At 67.0% G+C, this 18337-nt stretch carries 19 protein-coding genes; 12 read left to right on the top strand and 7 right to left on the bottom strand.

The genetic code is table 11. The features are described from left to right. The 7 genes from F1643_RS19965 to F1643_RS24090 form a co-directional block, all read left to right on the top strand. Positions 1-1485: molybdopterin oxidoreductase family protein (locus F1643_RS19965; RefSeq protein ID WP_194915004.1), on the top strand; the 1485-nt coding region annotated here is incomplete at its 5' end. Between the two features lie 178 nt (positions 1486-1663). Beyond that, on the top strand, positions 1664-1906 hold the full coding sequence (locus F1643_RS19960) for a hydrogenase maturation nickel metallochaperone HypA (RefSeq protein WP_194915003.1): 243 nt from the start codon (positions 1664-1666) through the stop codon (positions 1904-1906). A 155-nt stretch (positions 1907-2061) separates the two neighbouring features. Continuing rightward, on the top strand, positions 2062-2961 hold the full coding sequence (locus F1643_RS19955) for a LysR family transcriptional regulator (protein ID WP_194915002.1): 900 nt from the start codon (positions 2062-2064) through the stop codon (positions 2959-2961). A 142-nt stretch (positions 2962-3103) separates the two neighbouring features. Next, positions 3104-3310, top strand: coding sequence for a hypothetical protein (locus tag F1643_RS24105; RefSeq protein WP_255543097.1), 207 nt, complete (start codon positions 3104-3106; stop codon positions 3308-3310). Continuing rightward, positions 3285-3539: a hypothetical protein gene (locus F1643_RS24100; RefSeq protein ID WP_255543096.1), complete on the top strand. Its 255-nt coding sequence runs from the start codon at positions 3285-3287 to the stop codon at positions 3537-3539. Before F1643_RS24105 ends, F1643_RS24100 begins: the two co-directional genes overlap by 26 nt. A gap of 123 nt (positions 3540-3662) precedes the next feature. Further along, complete coding sequence (locus F1643_RS24095) at positions 3663-4007, top strand: HD domain-containing protein (protein WP_255543095.1); 345 nt, start codon at positions 3663-3665, stop codon at positions 4005-4007. Between the two features lie 55 nt (positions 4008-4062). Continuing rightward, positions 4063-4203, top strand: a complete 141-nt coding sequence (locus tag F1643_RS24090) for a hypothetical protein (protein WP_255543094.1) — start codon at positions 4063-4065, stop codon at positions 4201-4203. A gap of 15 nt (positions 4204-4218) precedes the next feature. Here F1643_RS24090 and F1643_RS19940 read toward each other — a convergent pair whose 3' ends face one another. The 4 genes from F1643_RS19940 to F1643_RS19925 form a co-directional block, all read right to left on the bottom strand. After that, entirely contained in the window at positions 4219-5559 is a 1341-nt protein-coding gene (locus F1643_RS19940) for a sigma-54 dependent transcriptional regulator (protein WP_194915001.1), read from the bottom strand. Continuing rightward, the gene (locus F1643_RS19935) at positions 5532-7370 is read right to left on the bottom strand and encodes an ATP-binding protein (protein ID WP_194915000.1); all 1839 of its coding nucleotides are present in this window, start codon (positions 7368-7370) and stop codon (positions 5532-5534) included. Before F1643_RS19935 ends, F1643_RS19940 begins: the two co-directional genes overlap by 28 nt. 114 nt (positions 7371-7484) lie before the next feature. Beyond that, a complete protein-coding gene (locus F1643_RS19930) occupies positions 7485-8759 on the bottom strand; it encodes a dicarboxylate/amino acid:cation symporter (RefSeq protein ID WP_194914999.1) in 1275 nt (424 codons plus the stop codon). A gap of 480 nt (positions 8760-9239) precedes the next feature. Further along, positions 9240-9593 carry a DUF1428 domain-containing protein gene (locus F1643_RS19925; RefSeq protein WP_194914997.1) on the bottom strand — a complete coding sequence of 118 codons (354 nt, stop codon included), beginning with the start codon at positions 9591-9593 and terminating at the stop codon, positions 9240-9242. Positions 9594-9812: 219 nt separating this feature from the next. On the opposite strand from F1643_RS19925, the gene F1643_RS19920 reads away from it, so the two are divergent. Continuing rightward, on the top strand, positions 9813-10316 hold the full coding sequence (locus F1643_RS19920) for a helix-turn-helix domain-containing protein (protein ID WP_194914996.1): 504 nt from the start codon (positions 9813-9815) through the stop codon (positions 10314-10316). Positions 10317-10366: 50 nt separating this feature from the next. On the opposite strand, the gene F1643_RS19915 is transcribed toward F1643_RS19920, so the two are convergent. The 3 genes from F1643_RS19915 to F1643_RS19905 all read right to left on the bottom strand — a co-directional run bounded on the left by F1643_RS19915 (position 10367) and on the right by F1643_RS19905 (position 14203). Continuing rightward, a complete protein-coding gene (locus tag F1643_RS19915) occupies positions 10367-12562 on the bottom strand; it encodes an Orn/Lys/Arg decarboxylase N-terminal domain-containing protein (protein WP_255543093.1) in 2196 nt (731 codons plus the stop codon). Between the two features lie 215 nt (positions 12563-12777). Further along, positions 12778-13395 (bottom strand): GNAT family N-acetyltransferase, encoded by a 618-nt coding sequence (locus F1643_RS19910; RefSeq protein WP_194915006.1) that lies wholly within the window; start codon positions 13393-13395, stop codon positions 12778-12780. A gap of 109 nt (positions 13396-13504) precedes the next feature. Then, on the bottom strand, positions 13505-14203 hold the full coding sequence (locus F1643_RS19905; RefSeq protein WP_370540726.1) for an MOSC domain-containing protein: 699 nt from the start codon (positions 14201-14203) through the stop codon (positions 13505-13507). A gap of 390 nt (positions 14204-14593) precedes the next feature. Between F1643_RS19905 and F1643_RS19900 the strand changes: the two genes are divergently transcribed. From F1643_RS19900 to F1643_RS19885, 4 genes are all read left to right on the top strand, one after another. Next, a complete protein-coding gene (locus F1643_RS19900; RefSeq protein WP_255543092.1) occupies positions 14594-14953 on the top strand; it encodes a MarR family winged helix-turn-helix transcriptional regulator in 360 nt (119 codons plus the stop codon). An 87-nt stretch (positions 14954-15040) separates the two neighbouring features. Continuing rightward, positions 15041-15970 (top strand): efflux RND transporter periplasmic adaptor subunit, encoded by a 930-nt coding sequence (locus tag F1643_RS19895; protein ID WP_370540725.1) that lies wholly within the window; start codon positions 15041-15043, stop codon positions 15968-15970. 10 nt (positions 15971-15980) lie between these two features. Next, complete coding sequence (locus F1643_RS19890; protein WP_194914994.1) at positions 15981-18092, top strand: FUSC family protein; 2112 nt, start codon at positions 15981-15983, stop codon at positions 18090-18092. Further along, positions 18089-18298: a DUF1656 domain-containing protein gene (locus F1643_RS19885; RefSeq protein WP_194914993.1), complete on the top strand. Its 210-nt coding sequence runs from the start codon at positions 18089-18091 to the stop codon at positions 18296-18298. Before F1643_RS19890 ends, F1643_RS19885 begins: the two co-directional genes overlap by 4 nt. The last annotated feature ends 39 nt before the right edge of the window (positions 18299-18337 follow it).

Here is an 18337-nt window from a genome sequence, read left to right as displayed (position 1 = left end):
TTCGCCAATGTCCTCATCAATGAAGGCCTTTACAACAAGGAGTATGTGGCCAATCACACCGAAGGCTTCGACGAGTACAGGAAGATCGTCGAGAAATACACCCCCGAATACGCCGAGGCGATCACCGGCCTGCCCGCCGCCGATATCCGCGAAGCGATGCGCATCTACGCCGCCGCTCCCTCCGCCACCATCCTGTGGGGCATGGGCGTCACCCAATGGGGCCAGGGCGTCGATGTGGTGAAGGGGCTGTCGGGGCTGGCGCTGCTGACCGGCAATCTCGGGCGTCCGAATGTCGGCGTCGGCCCGGTGCGCGGCCAGAACAACGTGCAGGGCAGCTGCGACATGGGCGTGCTGCCGACCGAGTTCCCCGGCTACCAGAAGGTCACCGACCCGGAAATCCGCGCGAAGTTCGCCAAGGCCTGGGGCGTCGAGTCGCTGCCCGACCAGATCGGCTGCCGCCTGACCGACGTGCCGCATCTGGCGGAAACCGGCAAGCTGAAGGCCATGTACATCATGGGCGAGGACCCGGCCCAGACCGAGCCGGACCTGGCGCTGGTGCGCAAGGGCTTCGAGGCGATGGAGTTCGTCATCGTCCAGGACATCTTCATGACGAAGACGGCGATGTTCGCCGACCTGATCCTGCCGGCGACCTCCTGGGGCGAGCATGAGGGCGTGTTCAGCGCCGCCGACCGCAGCTTCCAGCGCTTCACCAAGGCGGTGGACGCCAAGGGCGACGTCAAGCATGACTGGGAGATCATCAGCCTGCTCGCCACCGCGATGGGCTATCCCATGCACTACAACAACACCAGGGAGATCTGGGACGAGCTGCGCGAGCTTTGCCCAATCTTCTACGGCGTCACCTACGAGAAGATGGAAGGGCTGGGGGCGGTTCCGTGGCCCTGCCGCGACCTCGATTCGCCGGGCTCCAAGTATCTCTATGAGGGCAACGTCTTCCAGCGGCCGGGCGGCAAGGGCCTGCTGTTCGCCACCGAATGGCGTCCGCCGCAGGACCAGCTGACCGAAGAATTCCCGCTGATCCTCTGCACGGTGCGCGAGGTCGGCCATTACTCCTGCCGGTCGATGACCGGCAACTGCGCCGCCCTGCAGACGCTGGCCGACGAGCCCGGCTATGTCACCATCAACCCGAAAGACGCCAAGGCCTTGGGCATCCGCGACCGGGAACTGGTCTGGGTGTCGTCGCGCCGAGGCAAGGTGATCAGCCGCGCCAGCGTCACCGACCGCACCAACAAGGGGGCGGTCTACATGACCTATCAGTGGTGGATCGGTGCCTGCAACGAGCTGACCATCCACGCCGTCGATCCCATCGCCAAGACGCCGGAATACAAATACGCCGCCGTCCGGTTGGAGGCGATCGCCGATCAGGTCTGGGCCGAGAATTACGTCCAGCAGGAATACGCGAAGCTGAAGGGCGGCCTCAGCAACGCGGTGACCCGCGCGACGAAGAAGGCCCCGGCCTACGCGTGATGTATCTCCCTCTCCCGTCCCGGGAGAGGGAAGGGGCCCGCCGCGTAGCGGTGGGAAGGGTGAGGGGTAGTCCAAGGAACCATGCGCTTCCGGTTCCTTGGGTCACCCCTCACCCTCCCCACTTCGTGGGTCCCCTCCCTCTCCCGGGGCGGGAGAGGGCACTTACAGGACCCAGCCCATGCATGAGATCGCTCTTTGCCAATCCCTGTTGGAACAGGCGATGAAGGCGCGGGACGCCAACCCATTCAACAGGGTGGTGCGCGTCAGCCTGTCGGTCGGCCAATCCAGCAGGGTTCAGCCCGACGCCCTGCGCCATGCCTTCGACCTGCTCAGCCGCGACACCTTCCTGGAGGGTGCGGACCTGCGGATCGAGCGGCCGCCGGGGGAGGGGTTCCGATTGGTCGAGATGGAGGTGTCGTGAGCATGACTCTTCGTGCGCCTATGATGCGTCGCATTGCCGCTGCGGCAGCCCGCGCGGAGACGTGAGCACGTGACTCGTATCAATGATGTTGCTCGGGTCGTGATTGAAAAGTTCCCGATCCACGCTGCGCCTGACGTGGTTGAAGGAGCCCCGGCATGCAGGAAAAGCTGGAATTTCTGATCGCGCTGGCCACCGAAAAGCACTTCGGCCGCGCGGCGCAGGTCTGCGGGGTTTCGCAACCCAACCTGTCGGCGGCGATCAAGCAGCTGGAATCGACCATGGGCGTGCCCCTGGTCGACCGCGGCGCACGCTTCATCGGCTTCACCCCGGAAGGGGAGCGGGTGCTGGAATGGGCACGGCGCATCGTCGGCGACTACAAGGCGATGCGCGCCGACGTGGAGACGATGAAGCAGGGGCTGACCGGCACGCTGCGGCTGGTGGTGGTGCCGACGGCACTGCCCATGGTCCAGCGGCTGACCGCCACAGTCTGGTCGATGCACCCCGGCATCAAGATCACCATCGCCTCCCACAGCTCTACCGAGATCCTGTCGCGGCTGGAGAATCTGGAGGCGGAGGCCGGCATCACGTATCTCGACAACGAACCGCTCGGCAATGTGGACGAGGTGCCGCTCTATCACGAGCGCTATCATCTGATCACCTCGGCGGATGGCCCGTTCGGCACGCGCGACAGCATCACCTGGGAGGAGGCGGCGACCGTGCCGCTCTGCCTGCTGAACGCCAACATGCAGAACCGCCGCATCATCGACCGCGCCTTTGCCGAGGCGGGCGTGCATGCCGAGCCGATGCTGGAATCCAACTCCATCGTCGTGCTGACCAACCATCTCTGCACCGGCATGTGGTCGACGATCATGCCGCGGATCATGGCGGATTCGCTGCTGCTGCCCCCGACCATCCGTGCCATTCCCATCGTGGCGCCGGAACTGTCCACCCTGATCGGCCTTGTGGTCGCCCGCCGCGATCCGCAGCCGCCGCTGACGGCGGCGCTGATCGCCGACGCACACCGGCTCGCCCCGGAACTGGCGATGGTGGCCTGATCACAGGGCAGCTTTGTCAACTGGTCATACCACTTGACGATTTGTCGCGCCCCTGTGCTGCGATGCAGCATGGTAAGGAATCGGACGGGAGACGCGCCGGGATCGGCCCGTCCACGCCTCCCCCCGAGGAGTGCTTTTTCCAATGAACACCGATACTTCGTCGCACCGCTGGTCGGTCGCCCCGGCCCAGCGCGCGCTCGACCACGAACCGCTCGGAACCGACATCCATGCCGCTTTTGCCAAGGTGGTCGCTCGCCTGCACAGCGAAGCGGACGCGCTTGCACGGCGCATGGCCGATGTGGGCAGCGTCGAGCTGGTGGAGCGTGACGGCGGGGCGCAGCTGCTCTAACCGCGCCCATCATGGCGAAGACCACGGCGAGGGGCTGCACCGGCTGGTCGGCAGCTTCGACCTGCATCTGACCCATGACGGCAAGGCGGCCATCCACATGCGGATCCGCGGCGATCTGCCGCCGGCCGAGGTTCTGGACTTCGACCGCGTGACGGCCGACCATCTCCGGACCCGGCTGCATGCGTTCGAGATGGGTTGCCGCCGCCTGCCGATGGCGCGCGCCGCCTGACCGGACCGGTGACCTGCAGCTGAATAGCCGCAGCGAAGCCCCCGCAGCGGACCATTGGCGCACTGTCGCCGACTGGGCGGGCAATGCCAAGTCGCCGCCCGCCCGCGGCACGGAGGAGACCAGATGTCTGACAACAACAATGAACTGATCACCGCGGCGCTGCGCCATGCGGCGGCCCTGCATGACGGCACCTTCCGCCCCGACCGGGCGCGGACGCCCTTCGTCTCGCATCTGTCGGAAACTGCCGAACTGGTGGCCCAGGCCGGCGGCACGCCGGCGGAGATCGCCGCCGCTTGGCTCCACGACGCGGTCGAGGATGGGTTGACCACCATCGCCGAACTGGCCGACCGCTTCGGCCCGGAAGTCGCCGACCTCGTGGCCGCCGTCAGCGACGCGCCCCGAGGATGTTGGCCGGGCGATTGCCGAGCGCAAGGCGATCCAGGCCGCCCGCCTCGCCGCCGCGCCTGACGGCGCCAAGCGCATCAAGCTGGCCGAGCAGATCTCGATCCTCAAGGCGCTGGCGGTGGAGCGCCCGCTGTCCTGGAGCGTCGAGCGCGTCGACGCCTATGTCGAAGGCTCCCGCCTCGTCGCGGAGGCCTGCGCCGCCGCCAGTCCGCTGCTGGCCGAACGCTACGCCACCGCCCTGGCAGGCGCTTCCCGCTGACCGGGTGACAGTCGGTTACGACAGGCCGTATTTCCTGATCTTGTCGTGCAGCGTGGTCTTTGCGATCTGCAACTCCTCCGCTGCACGGGCAAGGCTGTGGCCGGTGCGGCGAAGCGTATCGGCGATCAGCGCGCGTTCGAAGGCCTCGACCGCCTCGGCCAGCGGCCGGGCGGTCGCGGGGTGGGCGGAGGCGAAAGGCGGAAAGCCCTGTTCGATGCCCAGCACGCAGCGGTCGGCGACATTGTGCAGCTCCCGCACATTGCCGGGCCAGTCATAGGCCATCAGCCGGCGCATCCGCTCGGTATCCGGCGGCAGCACCGGGCGACCGTGGCGGGCGGCGGCCTGCAATATGAACTGCTCGAACAGCAGCGGGATGTCCTCGCGCCGTTCGCGCAACGGCGGCAGCGGCAGGTTGGCGACGTTCAGCCGGTAATAAAGGTCGGCGCGGAACTGCCCGCGGTCGGCCAACTCGCGCAGATCCACCTTGGTGGCGGCGATCACCCGGCAGTCGACATGGACCGGCATGTTGGAGCCCAGCCGTTCCAGCGTGCGTTCCTGAAGGACGCGCAGGAACTTGATCTGCACCGGCATCGGCATGCTCTCGATCTCGTCGAGGAACAGCGTGCCGCCGTTGGCATGCTCCACCTTGCCGATCCGCCTTTTGCCGGCCCCGGTGAAGGCCCCGGCCTCATGCCCGAAAATCTCGCTGTCGATCAGGCTTTCCGGCAGGCCGCCGCAATTGATGGCGACGAAGTTGCCGGCGCGGCGCGGGCTGGCGTCGTGCAGGCAGCGCGCCGCCAGCTCCTTGCCAGACCCTGTCTCGCCATGGATCAGCACGTCGGCGGCGGAGGTGGCGAGTTCGCCGATCAGCCGGCGCACCCGCTCCATCTGCGGCGATCCGCCGACCAGCCGCGCTTCGATGCTGTCGCGATTCTGCAGCCGGGCGCGCAACTCGCGCACCTCCAGCGTTAGCCGCCGCTTTTCCAGCGCGCGCCGCACCACCTCCACCAGATAGTCGGGGGAGAAGGGCTTCTCGATGAAGTCGTGGGCGCCCCGCTTCATCGCCTGCACCGCCATCGATACGTCGCCGTGACCGGTCATCAGCACCACCGGCAAATCCGGATCGGTGCCGAGCAGCGTCGAGAGCAGTTCCATGCCATCCATACCCGGAAGGCGGATGTCGGTGACCACCACGCCGGGAAAGCCCTCCGCCACCATCCGTCGCGCCCTCTCCGCGCTGTCCACCGCCTGGGTCGGGATGTCCTCCAGCTCCAGCGCCTGCTGGCAGCCCAGGCTGACGTTCGGGTCGTCCTCGACGATAAGAACCTTCAGGGCGGTGGAGGAAGTGTCGGGCATGCGAGGTCTTCGGCCAGGATGGTGGTCGGGTCGGCGGGCAGGGCGGCGGCGGGAAGGTCGACGGTGAAGACCGCGCCGCCATCGGCACCGTTCGCCCCGGTCAGGGTGCCGCCGAAGTCACGCACGATCCCGGCGGAGATGGCAAGCCCCAAGCCGAGCCCGCCACTTCCTTCCCGTGCACCGTCCTTCGCCGCTTCCTTGGTGGTGAAGAAGGGTTCGAACAGGCGGGGCAGGACCTCCTCGGACAGGCCGGGCCCGTTGTCCGCCACCTGGATGCGCGTCCGGCCGTCCTCCGTCCGCGCGGTGAGGGTCAGTTTGCCCTCCGTCTGCCAGGCCACCGCGTCGAGGCCGTTGGCGACCAGATTGACCACCACCTGTTCCAGCCGGTTGGGATCGCACAGCGCCGCAACATCATCCGGCACCTCCACCTGCACGGCCACGCCGGATCGCCGCAGCCGTTGCTCAAGCAGGAACAGCGCGTTGTCGATGGGCCGCCGCACCGCCACCGGGCGGGGGGCGCCAGAGGATTTGCGGGCGAAGGATTTCAGCTGGCTGGTCAGGGCACCCATGGCGTCCACCAGCTGGGCGATGCGCTCCAGATTGCTCTTTGCCGCGTCGAGGTTGCCGCGCTGGAGGAACTTGACCGTGTTGCCGGACAGGGTGCGCAGGGCTGCCAGCGGCTGGTTCAGCTCATGCGCAAGCCCGGCCGACAGCTGGCCGATCACCGCCAGCTTGCCGGCATGGACAAGCTCATCCTGGGCGGCGCGCAGGTTGCGGGTGCGCTCCTCCACCTTGCGTTCCAGGTCGCGCAGATGGCCGCGGCGCTGCACCCACATCAGCAGCAGGATGCCCAGGAAGGCACTGCCGACCGCCGCCAGTGCCGCGCGGGTCCAGGCCATGCCGGTGATCTGCGAGACCGGCGACAGCACGGTCATCGTCCATCCCGTGCCGTGCAGCGGTGCCGTCTGGGCCAGGAAGCTGCCGCTGACGGGGAAGGCGGCCGACTCCGCCTCCCCATCCGCCGGGCGGGCGAGCCGGACCAGTTCCGCATCGGGGGCGATCCGGTTCAGCGGTGAAAGGCCCAGCGGCGGCAGCGGGCGGGCGTTGTATTGCAGGGTCCGGTCGAAATGCCGGCGCGTCGGCTCGTCCATCGTCCGCAGGGTGGTGAATTTCCAGGAGGGGACCGAGGCGAGGATGACCACGCCGTTCTCGTCGCTGACCAGGACCGGTGCCTCCACGGTGGACCAGGACTGTTCCAGCTGCTCAAGGCTGACCTTCACCACCGCCACGCCGACGATGGCGCCGTCCTCCGCCAGCGGCGAAGACAGGTAATAGCCTGCCTCCCCCCGCGTGGTGCCGACACCGAACAGACGGCCCTGGCGGCCGGCGGCAGCCTCGATGAAATAAGGGCGGTAGGACAGATCCTCGCCGACGAAGCTGTCGGGGCGGTTCCAGTTGCTGGCGGCCACCACCCGGCCCTGGCGGTTCAGCACATAGATCGACAGGGTGCCGGCACGCTCGTTCAGCCGCTCCAGATAGCGGTTCAGCCCCCAGGCCAGCGGCGCCCGCCCGGTCACGAGGTCGAGAACGTCGCGCTCCAGACCCAGCGTGGCCGGGAAATAGGCGTATTTGTCGATCTCCCGTTCCAGGCTCTCGGCATAGAGGTCGAGCCGGTGGCGACCGGTCTCCTGCAGGGCGGCCAGCCCCATCCCCTCGCTGATGCGGAACCCCGCCGTCCCGGCGAGCAGGGCCAGCCCGGCCATGACCGGCAGGAGAAGTCCGATGGTGCGGAGGCGACGCGTAATCTGCATGAAAAAGGCGGGCAGGGGCATGGGGAGAAACGGCGGCTGCCGCATCATAGCAGAAGCCCCCCTCCCATTGCCCGCCCGCCTTTGCAAACTGTCTTTGTGGATGTCCTGTCCCGCTTACTCCGCCGCGGCCGGGGCGGGCAGGGGCACGTCGGCCTCCTCCTCGTCCTCCTCGCCGATGGCGCCTTCCCACTTGGCGACGACCGTGGTGGCGATGGCGTTGCCCAGCACGTTGGTGGCGGTGCGGCCCATGTCGAGGAAGTGGTCGATGCCCAGGATCAGCAGCACGCCCGCCTCCGGCAGGTTGAACATCGGCAGCACTGCGGCGACCACGACCAGCGACGACCGCGGCACGCCGGCGATGCCCTTGCTGGACACCATCAGCACCAGCAGCATGACGATCTGCTGTTCCAGCGTCAGCGGGATGCCATAGGCCTGGGCGATGAACAGCGCCGCGAAGGTCGTGTAGATCATCGAGCCGTCTAGGTTGAAGGAATAGCCGAGCGGCAGGACGAAGCCGGTCACCCGCTCCTTCACGCCGAACTCCTTCAGCCCTTCCATCACCCGCGGATAGGCGGATTCGCTCGACGCGGTGGAGAAGCCCAGCAGAATCGGCTGGCGCATGGTCTTCACCAGACGGAACACGTCGCCCTTCAGCACGACGAAGCCGGCGAAGATCAGCGTCGCCCACAGCACCGCCAGCGTCAGATAGAAGCTGCCCATGAACTTGCCGTAGACCGCCAGCACGCCCAGCCCCTGCGTCGTCACCACGTTGGCGACGGCGGCGAAGACGCCGATGGGGGCGAAGCGCATGACATAGTCGGTGACCTTCAGCATCACCGGCACGACCTCTTCGATCGAGCGGGCAAGCAGGCCGGCCTTGGTGTCGCGCAGCTGGCCGATGGCGAGGCCGATGAAGATCGAGAAGATCAGGATCTGCAGGATCTCGTTGTTCGCCATCGCCTCGAAGAAATTGCGCGGGAAAACGTGGGTCAGGAAATCCTTCAGGTTCAGGGCGGAGGTCTTCAGCCCGGCGCTGGCCGCGGCATCGGGCAGCGGCACGCCGACATTGGCGCCCGGCTGCAGCAGGTTGGCGAAGACCAGCCCGATGAACAGCGACGCGAAGGAGGCCATCAGGAACCATCCGACCGCCTTGCCGCCGATGCGGCCGACGGTGCGGGCGTCGCTCATTCCGGCCAGGCCCGCGACCAGGGTGGAGAAGATGAGGGGCGCGATGATCATCTTGATCAGGCGCAGGAAGATGTCCGTCACCATCGCGAAATAGCTGGCAATGGACTTGGCGGCGGCCGGGTCGAACATGCTGTTGCAGACATAGCCGGTGACGATGCCCAGCAGCATGGCGACGATGATCAGCGTCGTCTGTTTGTTCATGGTCCTACTACCTCACCTTTCCCGCCCGCCTCACGCGCCGGCCGGGGTAACGGTCGATTGGTTACCGGCTTTCCAAGCCCCTCGCGGGACCGGAATGGGGGCCGGGTGGCGGAACGGTCAGCGGGTGATGATCGGGGGATTCTCGACTGCGCGCGGAGTTCGGCCGCCATGACAGGCGTCGGCCGGAGCCTCGTGGTCGCCCGGCAGGTCGTGTTCGGTGCGCGTCGTGGCAGGCATCGGACGCTTCGCTCCCCTGATCTGATGAGTCGGCCCCGCCTGCGCGGGACGCGACCCGTAAGGAGCAACCGGCGTGCCACTGGGGAGCAGCGGCAAGAAACCCGCTAAGCTGTTGGAACTATGAGGTTCCATCGTTGGTCAGAGCCGTCGCCGTTCGGATTTCCGAACGCTGCCTGCGTTTTGCGTTCGGAAATCCGGATGTGGCCGGGCAGGGGTCGTAAGGCGAGGAGCAAATGGCTGGGATCAAAGTTCCAGGAAGGGGCGGAAGCCGCCGAAGATCATCCGTTTGCCGTCGAAGGGCATCTCGCTCATGTCCTTCGGCATGCGGGGATCGGCCATGACCTTTGCGTTGATCGTGTCGCGGTCCTCGCGCGACTTGTAGACGATCCAGGAGAAAACGACGATTTCCTCCTCGGTCGCCTGCACCGCGCGCGGGAAGGATGTCAGTTCTCCATAAGGCACATCGTCGCCGACGCACTCGACGAAGGCGAGCGCGCCATGGTCCATCCAGATCGCACCGGCCTTGCGGGCCATCTCCTTGTAGGCATCGACATTCTGTTTCGGCACTGCCAGGACGAATCCATCGACATAGGACATGATCGTTTCCTCTCTTGCAGTATGACCAGGGACAAGGTGACCGGTGGAGGGCGGGGCGAACCCGCATTCGCGCTTCGGGGACAGGCGCGCGTCCAGGCTCGCGTCCAGCCTCGGCGATAGCGAATGACCGCCCTGCCGCCAATCCGATTGCGTTCTGCAATCAGTTGCCATTAGGCCAGACCGATCCTAATTTGCAAGCGGTTTTCGGAGGAGTTCCCGATGGAGGACAGGCACCGTTCGGGCTGTCCGATCAATCTGACGCTGGAAGTGCTGGGCGACCGCTGGAGCCTTATCGTCATCCGCGACATCATGTTCGGGGATCGCCGGCATTTTCGGGAATTGCTGAGCCGGTCGCATGAGCGGATCGCCTCCAACATCCTGTCCGACCGGCTGAAACGCCTGATGGACGCCGGGTTGCTGACGAAGCGGGACGATCCGTCCCATCGGCAGAAGGCGATCTACAGCTTGACGGAAGCGGCTATTCAGCTCGTGCCGCTGCTTGTGCATATGGGAGCCTGGGGCCGCCGGCATCGGCCGGTGACCCCGGAACTCGCCATCCGCGCCAAACTGCTGGAAGAGGGCGGGTCGCCGTTGTGGGAGGCCTTCATGGAGGAACTGCGCAGCCTGCATCTGGGGGCGCCGGTCAAAGGCCCCTCGGTCCTGGCCGGGCTTCAGGATGCGTATGAGAAAGTCGCCGCGGAACAGGGCATCCCAACCCTGTAAGCAGCCGGGAAGACACCGGGAGGAGGGAGAAGCCCTCCTCCCGATGGGCTTCACTCCCTCACCACATAGGTGAAGTAGCGGATCACGCCGTTCGCATCGGTCTCCCGGTACAGGCCTTGGATTTCGTTGTCGAAGCCGGGGAAGCGGTTGGCGCTTTCCTGGAAGACCTTCAGATAGTCGATCATCGGCTTGGCCCGCGCGTCCAGCCTTTCGCCCGGAACGATTGTGGCGATGCCCGGCGGGTAGACGACCCACAGCGTGGTGGCGATGCGGCCGGCGATCTCGTCGATGGGCAGGTAATCCACGTCGTTGCGCACCAGATGGCGCGTCGCCTCGCGGGGCGGCATCGCCATGGTCGGCAGATGCTCCGGCCGGAAGATGGCGCGCTGCAGGGCGCTGGTGTTCTTCTCGCGGTAGAAGGCGTGCATCTCCGCGCACAGGTCGCGCAGGCGCCGGCCCAGGTAATGGGCGCGCCGCTTGGCGACGAATTCGGGGATGACCTCCTCCAGCGGGGCGTTGTCGTCGTGCAGCCGCTTGAAGGCGACCAGACCGCTCAGCAGCGTGCCGGCCTTGCTCGATTCCACGCCCGGCGTCAGCAGGAACAGCAGGGAATTGAGGTCGTTCTTCTCCGGCACGATGCGGTTCTCGCGCAGATACTGCGCCACCACCGGGGCCGGGATGCCGTGGTCGCCGTAGGCGCCGCTGTGACGGTCGAAGCCGGGAGTCAGCAGAGTCAGCTTGTTGGGATCGGTCATGGCATAGCCCGGCTCCACATGCCGGAAGCCGTGCCAATGGGCACCGGGGGCGAACTCCCAATGGCGGACGTCGGTCGCCAACTCGTCGGTCGGCACCTCCTCCCACGCGGTCTCCAAGCCATTGCGGCTGACACGGTCGGGCACGAAGGGATCGAAGAACCAGCGCTTGGCCGGATCGCTCTCGCGCTCCTCGAACTCGCGGCGGATGGCGCGGATCTTCTTGCGCAGCTCGACGCCCAGCCGGATCGTGTCGTCCCACAGGATCTCGCCCGACCGACCCTTCATCATCTGCGCGCCGACGTCCAGCGAGGCGAACAGCGGGTAGAAGGGCGAGGTCGAGGCGTGCAGCAGGAAGGTCTCGTTGAAGCGGCGATGCTCCACCCGGCGGCGCTGCCCCTTGATGTGGTTGTCCTTCACATGGATCTGCGAGGCCTGGGAGAAGCTGGCCAGCTGCTTGTGGGTAGACTGGGTGGCGATGATGCCGGGATGGCCGTCATGCAGCCCTTCCAGCCCCATGGCGAAATGGCCCTTGAACAGCGGGTGGAACTTCAGGAACCCGGCCCAGGCCTCGTCAAACAGGATGTAGTCGCAGAGCTTGCCGATCCGCTCCAGCATCATCTGGGCGTTGTAGATGGTGCCGTCGTAGCTGCATTGCTGGATCACCGCGGCGCGGAAGGGGCGCTCGCGCTTCCAGGCATCGGGGTCCTTGACCAGCGGGTTGCGGCGGATGCGCTCGCGGATCGTCTCCTCGTCCAGCGCCCGCGGGTCGATGGGGCCGATCAGGCCATGGGCGTTGCGCTCCGTCTCCATGAAGATCGGAATGCCGCCGCCCAGGAACAGGCTGCCATGGTGGGCCGCCTTGTGGTTGTTGCGGTCGAACAGCACGAGGTCGTCCTCCGCCACCAGCGCCGACAGCACGATCTTGTTCGAGGCCGAGGTGCCGTTCAGCACGAAATAGGTGCGCTCCGCCCCGAAGATGCGGGCGGCTTCCTTCTGGGCCTGCAGGGCAGGCCCCTCATGGACCAGCAGGTCGCCCATCTCCAGCACCGAGTTGTCGATGTCGTCGCGGAACACCGCCTCGCCCAGATGTTCGACGAAGATGCGGCCGATGGGGCTGCGGCTGTAGAAGATGCCGCCATTGTGGCCGGGGCAGGTCCAGAGCTGGTTGCCTTCCTCCGCGTAATCGACCAGCGCGCCGAAGAAGGGGGTCTTCAGCGTGTCGGCATACTGCTTAAGCCGGCTGACCAGATTCTTGGCGATGAACTCCGGCGTCTCCTCCGCCAGGAAGATGTAGCCGTCGACCTGGTTCAGCACGTCGACCGGAATGTTCTCCAGCCGTTGGCGGCGGACCAGCAGGATGATCGGCATTTCCAACCCGCGCTGGCGGGCGAAGGCGATCAGCGAGGCCTGCTTGCCGTCGGCGCCGCGCTTGCCCCAGTCGACGATCATGCAGCCGATGGCGGGCGTCGGTGCGAATGGCCAGTTCGGCATCCTCGACCCGGCGGGCGCGGACCACCTCGAAGCCCATCCGCTCCACTTCCGACAGGATCTGCTGAAGCCGCATGCCCTCCAACTCGTCCACCTCGAAGGCGGGGGCGCAGACCAGGAAGTTGAAGCGGCGGAAGAAATCCATGCGACGGGTCTCCGGAAGGGCAGGAAGCGATGATGAGAGGAAAGGGCCGGACTGTAGCGGTCGGCAAGGGCGATTATTCAGCCGCCCAGTTACCGCGATGGTCATGCGGCGGCTCGCGGTCGGCGGTTCCCAGGGCACGTTGAAGAAAGACGCTGTCGGTCCAGCGCCCGAACTTGAAGCCGACATTGCGCAGGATGCCGGCCTGTATGAAGCCGCAGGATTCATGCAGCCGCAGCGACGGGGCATTGGCGCTGTCCACCACCGCGATCATCTGGCGGCAGCCGGCGGCGGTGCAGGCCTCGATCAGCGTCGGCAGCAGAAGCCGGCCGATGCCGCGGCCCTGATGGTCCTTGTGAATGTAGATCGAGTGTTCAACGGTGTAGCGGTAGGCCGGCCGCTTGCGGAAAGGTGCGGCATAGGCATAGCCGACGACCAGCCCGTCCAGATCCGCGACCAGATGCGGCAGCCGGCGCTTCAGCATCGCCTTGCGGCGGCGTTTCAACTCCTCCGGGTGCGGGGGCTCGATGTCGTAGGGGCCGAGCCCCCGCTGGATGTGGTAACTGTAGATCTCCAGCATGGCCGGCACATCCGCTTCCGCCGAATTGCGGATACGCACGGGTGACGAGCCCGGCGCCGCGACGGGGAAGCAACCGGCCTGATCGGCCGCAGGAATGACGTTCGGTGTGGACATGTCGTACACGGGAGCTTCCCCTGGCAAGCAGCGTCGGCACGACCCCGCGCCCGCGCGCAACGCTACAGCAGCTCCATGACAGACGTATGACGTCCGGCGGTTTGGGCGCCTACTCTCCCAAACGCGATCTCCAATCCTCGACCCTGCCGCTCTCCACCCGCCGCCGGGCCAGATCGCGCCAGCCGGGGGCGAGCGGCTCCAACTCCGCGATTCCCGCCAGCGTCCGGACGTCGCCGGTGTCGTGATAGAAGGCACGCAGGATGCGGGCCAGCGGCCAGTCGGGCAGGGGACGCTCGACCAGCGCGACGCCGTCGCCGGCGGCGGCCACGCCCGGTTCCAGCACCCGATAATACCAGCCGGTCCGGCCGGTGGCCTGAACCCGGCGCGCCATGTCCGTCACGCCGAAACGGTGGTTCAGCTTCCAGCAGGGCTGGCGCCCCTGGCTGACCTGCAGCGTCGCCGTCCCGATGCGGAACACGTCGCCGACGCAGACCTCCTCCTCGGTCAGGCCCAGCGTCGACAGGTTCTCGCCGAAGGCCCCGACCGTCTCCAGCAAGGGAACGGGGGAGGGCAGGTCGGCCCGCCAGCCCGCGTAATGGTCGTACGGGTAATGGTGCACGGCCTTGTCCGGGCCGCCGTGATTGCGGAGATCGGCCTGCTCGTCGCCGGCAAGACCAGCCGTCCCGATGGCGAGTGCGCCGTCGGCCGGTTGCTTGTCGATGGCGCTGAACGCTCCCGGCTTGCCGAACGGGATAGCTTTGCCAATCAGAACGGCCTTCAGCGTTGCGGACGCGGCATTGATCGTCACGGGCGTCTCCGGTCTCATCGTCTCGCCGTTCCGGCGCTTTGCAGCCTCTTCCTTATCAGCTTCGGGATTCGAGCGTGAAGTCTGCCATACGGTGCCAATGGTCATGGCTCGTCTGCGTCGGCGGCAGGGAGCGGAGTTGCACTTCAGAATAGAACCTACCCGCCTAAAAGAGCTCCGACACATAACTTTGGTTATGGAAAATTATTGCACACTCCTCAAACCAGCCATGCACCAGATTGGGGCATCGCAGCGCCGGGGCCACTTGCCGAATTTAGATAGCAAACCTATTAAATAGCCATGCTACAAGATAAGCCTCTTCGCCTTCCTCCTAATTTCGGCCTGCACCTGTTCCGCGCCTCTCATCTGTGGCGGCGGGCGGCGAACAGGGTGTTGGCGGACAGTGGATTCTCCAGCTCGGCGATTACGCCGCTGATGCTGCTGGCCGAACTCGGCGACGGGTTGCGCCAGCGGGAACTGGCGGAGGAGATGGCGGTCGAAGGACCGTCGCTCGTCCGGTTGCTCGACGGGCTGGAGGCCGCGGGGCTGGTCGAACGGCGGGAGGATGCCTGCGACCGGCGGGCGAAAACCCTGCACATGACCGACGCCGGCCGTCAGCTGTTGGCGCAGGTGAACGAAGCGTTGAACGACGTCCGCCAGCGCCTGATGGCGAACGTGACGGACGCCGACGTGGAGGCCTGCTACCGCGTGCTCGCCACCATCGAAACCAACGCCAAGCGCGAACAGACCTGACCGCGGCGCGATCCCGGTGGTGCGGCGGCGCTCTTGCTCGCGCTGTGCCTCCGGTCCGATCGGTGCGGTGATTGAGGAACCAAGACCGTGACTTTCCTGCCTTCCTTGCGGGCCGTGGCCCGGATCGCCGTGACCCTGCTGATCACCGTGGCGGCAGTCGGCGGCGGCCTGTGGCTGTGGGACTATTACATGAACGAGCCCTGGACCCGCGACGGCCGCGTCCGTGCCGACATCGTGCAGGTGTCGCCCGACGTCGCCGGGCTGGTCACCGATGTCCGGGTGTCCGACAACCAGCCGGTCCATAAGGGCGACGTGCTGTTCGTCGTCGACCCCGGCCGCTACCGGCTGGCGGTGGAGCAGGCCCAGGCCAATCTCGACAGCGCGAGGGCGGAGCAGTCCTACCGCGGTGCCGAGGCCCGTCGTTACGAGCAGCTGGGCAACAACGTCGTCTCCACCGCGCAGCGGCAGGAGGTGATGGCGGCGATGGCCAAGGCCGCCGCAGCCACCAAACAGGCCGAAGCCGCGCTCGATCTCGCCCGCTTCAACCTGGAGCGGACGGAGGTGAAGGCGACGGTCGACGGCTATGTGACCAACCTTCAGCTGAAGACCGGCAATTACGTTGCTGCCGGGCAGGCGGTGGTTGCACTGATCGACCGGCATTCCTTCTACGTCATGGGTTATTTCGAGGAGACGAAGCTGCCGCGCATCCATGCCGGGGCGCCGGTTTCCGTGCGGATCATGGGGACGGATGCCGAACTGCGCGGGCGGATCGACAGCATCACCCGCGCCATCGTCGACCGCGACCGGGCGGAAGGCACCGGGCTGGTCGCCAACGTCAACCCGACCTTCAACTGGGTGCGGCTGGCCCAGCGGATTCCCGTGCGCATCGTGCTGGAGGAGGTTCCGGAGTCGGTTCAACTGGTGGCCGGACGCACCGCGACGGTGTTGGTCGTCAGCGCTCCGGATGGCACTCCCGCCCCTGCGCCGAAGGTCGCCGGACTGCCGGCGGAGCGGTGAGCGCATCGCGATGCCGAAGTCTCCCAACTCCGCCCCTGCCCTCTCCCTGCCCCCGGCGCCGACCTTCAACGAGCTGGTCTTCTCGCTGAAATCCTTCGCGGCCTCGATGCTGGCGCTCTACATCGCCTTCGGCATGGGGTTGCCGCGCCCCTTCTGGGCGATGCTGACCGCCTATGTGGTGTCGAGCCCGCTGTCGGGAACGGTTCGGTCCAAGGCTGTGTACCGCGTCGTCGGCACGGTGATCGGCAGCATCGCCTCCATCATCCAGACGGTGGAGCTGATCAACGCGCCGGAACTGCTGTCGCTGGCGGTCGGGCTGTGGGTGGGCGGTTGCCTGTTCGTCTCGCTGTTGGACCGTACGCCGCGCAGCTACGTCTTCATGCTGGCCGGTTACACCGCCGGGCTGATCGTCTTCCCCGGCGTCGCCAATCCGGAGGCGATCTTCGACACCGGCCTTGCCCGGGTGGAGGAAATCATCCTGGGCATCGTCTGCGCCACCGTCATCCACAGCGTGGTGCTGCCGCGGGGCTTGGGTCCGGTGCTGCTCGGCAAGCTCGACGCGGCGCTGCGCGATGCGGAGCGCTGGACGCTCGACGCATTGGACGGGGCGGAGATCGACGCCCGCCTGCGCGACCGTCACAAGATGGCGAGCGACCTGACCGAGTTGCGGGTGATGACCACCCACCTGCCCTACGACACCTCCGACCTGCGCTGGATGACCCGGCCGATGCGGGCCTTGCAGGACCGGATGGTGTATCTGCTGCCGGTGCTGACCGCGGTTCAGGACCGGCTGATCGCACTGCGCCGGGCGGACGGTACGCTGCCGCCGGATGTGGCCCCCGTGTTGACCGCGGTGCGCGACTGGATCGCCGCCGGGGCCGGTGCCGATCCGGCGGAGGCCGAGCGGCTGACCGGCAGGCTCGACAGGCTCGCGGCGGAGGAAGCCGTGGACTCGGCCGGTGATTGGGAGGCGGCGACCCGCTTCAGCTTCATCCGGCGCCTGCGGTCGCTGGTGGAAATCCATCGCGATTGCCAGGACCTGCGGGTGCACATCGCATCCGGCGACCACGCCCTGCCCGACCATCTGGATCCGTTGGCGCGCAAGCGGTCGCGCGGCGTCTTCCACCGCGACCATGGCATGGCGCTGTGGTCGGCGGCGGCGGCGCTGCTGGGGATCACCGTCATCTGCGCCTTCTGGATCCTGACAGGCTGGTCGTCCGGCTCGGTGGCGGCGATGATGGTGGCGGTCTTCACCTGCTTCTTCGCGTCCTTCGACGATCCGGTGCCGGGCATCCGCCTGTTCCTGGTCTATACGCTGGCTTCGATGCCGCTGTCGGCCTTCTACCTGCTGGTGGTGCTGCCGTCCTTCGACAGCTTTCCGATCCTGGCCCTCTGCCTGGCGCCGACGTTGGTGACATTGGGCGTGTTCGTCGCCCGGCCGGCGACGATGGGCAAGGCGATGGCGCTGATCTTCGGCGTCGGTGGCTCGCTCAGCCTGCTCGACACCGGGACCGGCGACTTCGCCTCCTTCCTGAACAGCAGCGCCGGGCAGATCGTCGGGATCGTCACCGCCATGCTGGTCACCCGCCTGTGCCGGTCGGTCGGCGCCGCCTGGAGCGCGCGGCGTCTGCTGCATGTCGGTTGGCGCGAGATCGCCGATCTGGCCGGACGCAGGACGGTGCCGGCGGCCGATGGCTTCGAAAGCCGCATGCTTGACCGGGTCGGGCTGCTGTCCGCCCGGCTGGCGCAGGCCGGCGGATCGGTGGATGTGGACGCCATCGACGCGGTGCGCGACCTGCGGGTCGGGCTGAACGTGGTGGAGCTTCAGCGGGTCCGGCCGGTGCTGGGTGTCGCGGCCGGGCCGGTGCTGGACCGGCTTCTGCGCGGCGTCGCCGCCCATTTCCGCGCGCTGTCGGCCAAGCGTCCCGATCCCGCTCCGGCCGAACTGCTGGGCAGCATGGACGAACTGCTGTCGGCGGTCGGCACCGCGCCGCGCTGCCCCGAACGCGATCGGGCGGTGGTGGCGCTGGCGTCCCTGCGGCGCAGCCTGTTCCCCGACGCCGCAATCGGCGAGCCGCGGCCGACGGACGAAATGCATTTTCCTGAAAGGGCACGCGCATGATCGGCGAGATCGACGTCTACGGCCTGTTCCTTCCCCCGCTTCTGGTGCTGGCCGTCGTGGCCTGGGCGGTGTCGGCGCTGCTGCGCCGGGGATTGCGTGCGGTCGGCGCCTATGGCTGGGTCTGGCACTCGCCGCTGTTCGATTTCGCGCTCTATGTGCTGGTGCTGAGCGGCGTTGCCGGGCTGTGGTCGGTCTGGACCGCCTGACGAAATCCACCACACCCAAGGCGGGCGGAGCATGCTAGG

Source organism: Azospirillum sp. INR13 (assembly GCF_015390205.1).
GTDB lineage: Bacteria > Pseudomonadota > Alphaproteobacteria > Azospirillales > Azospirillaceae > Azospirillum.
This window is presented reverse-complemented; position numbering and strand designations above follow the sequence as displayed.

Excerpts from the sequence above, each read along its gene's own strand:
- F1643_RS19910 (WP_194915006.1), bottom strand. The coding sequence starts at position 13,395 with ATGTCCACACCGAACGTCATTCCTGCGGCCGATCAGGCCGGTTGCTTC.
- F1643_RS19920 (WP_194914996.1), top strand. The coding sequence starts at position 9,813 with ATGGAGGACAGGCACCGTTCGGGCTGTCCGATCAATCTGACGCTGGAA.
- F1643_RS19930 (WP_194914999.1), bottom strand. The coding sequence starts at position 8,759 with ATGAACAAACAGACGACGCTGATCATCGTCGCCATGCTGCTGGGCATC.
- F1643_RS24105 (WP_255543097.1), top strand. The coding sequence starts at position 3,104 with ATGAACACCGATACTTCGTCGCACCGCTGGTCGGTCGCCCCGGCCCAG.
- F1643_RS19960 (WP_194915003.1), top strand. The coding sequence starts at position 1,664 with ATGCATGAGATCGCTCTTTGCCAATCCCTGTTGGAACAGGCGATGAAG.
- F1643_RS19940 (WP_194915001.1), bottom strand. The coding sequence starts at position 5,559 with ATGCCCGACACTTCCTCCACCGCCCTGAAGGTTCTTATCGTCGAGGAC.
- F1643_RS19885 (WP_194914993.1), top strand. The coding sequence starts at position 18,089 with ATGATCGGCGAGATCGACGTCTACGGCCTGTTCCTTCCCCCGCTTCTG.
- F1643_RS19935 (WP_194915000.1), bottom strand. The coding sequence starts at position 7,370 with ATGCAGATTACGCGTCGCCTCCGCACCATCGGACTTCTCCTGCCGGTC.
- F1643_RS19925 (WP_194914997.1), bottom strand. The coding sequence starts at position 9,593 with ATGTCCTATGTCGATGGATTCGTCCTGGCAGTGCCGAAACAGAATGTC.
- F1643_RS19890 (WP_194914994.1), top strand. The coding sequence starts at position 15,981 with ATGCCGAAGTCTCCCAACTCCGCCCCTGCCCTCTCCCTGCCCCCGGCG.
- F1643_RS19915 (WP_255543093.1), bottom strand. The coding sequence starts at position 12,562 with ATGCCGAACTGGCCATTCGCACCGACGCCCGCCATCGGCTGCATGATC.
- F1643_RS19955 (WP_194915002.1), top strand. The coding sequence starts at position 2,062 with ATGCAGGAAAAGCTGGAATTTCTGATCGCGCTGGCCACCGAAAAGCAC.
- F1643_RS24095 (WP_255543095.1), top strand. The coding sequence starts at position 3,663 with ATGTCTGACAACAACAATGAACTGATCACCGCGGCGCTGCGCCATGCG.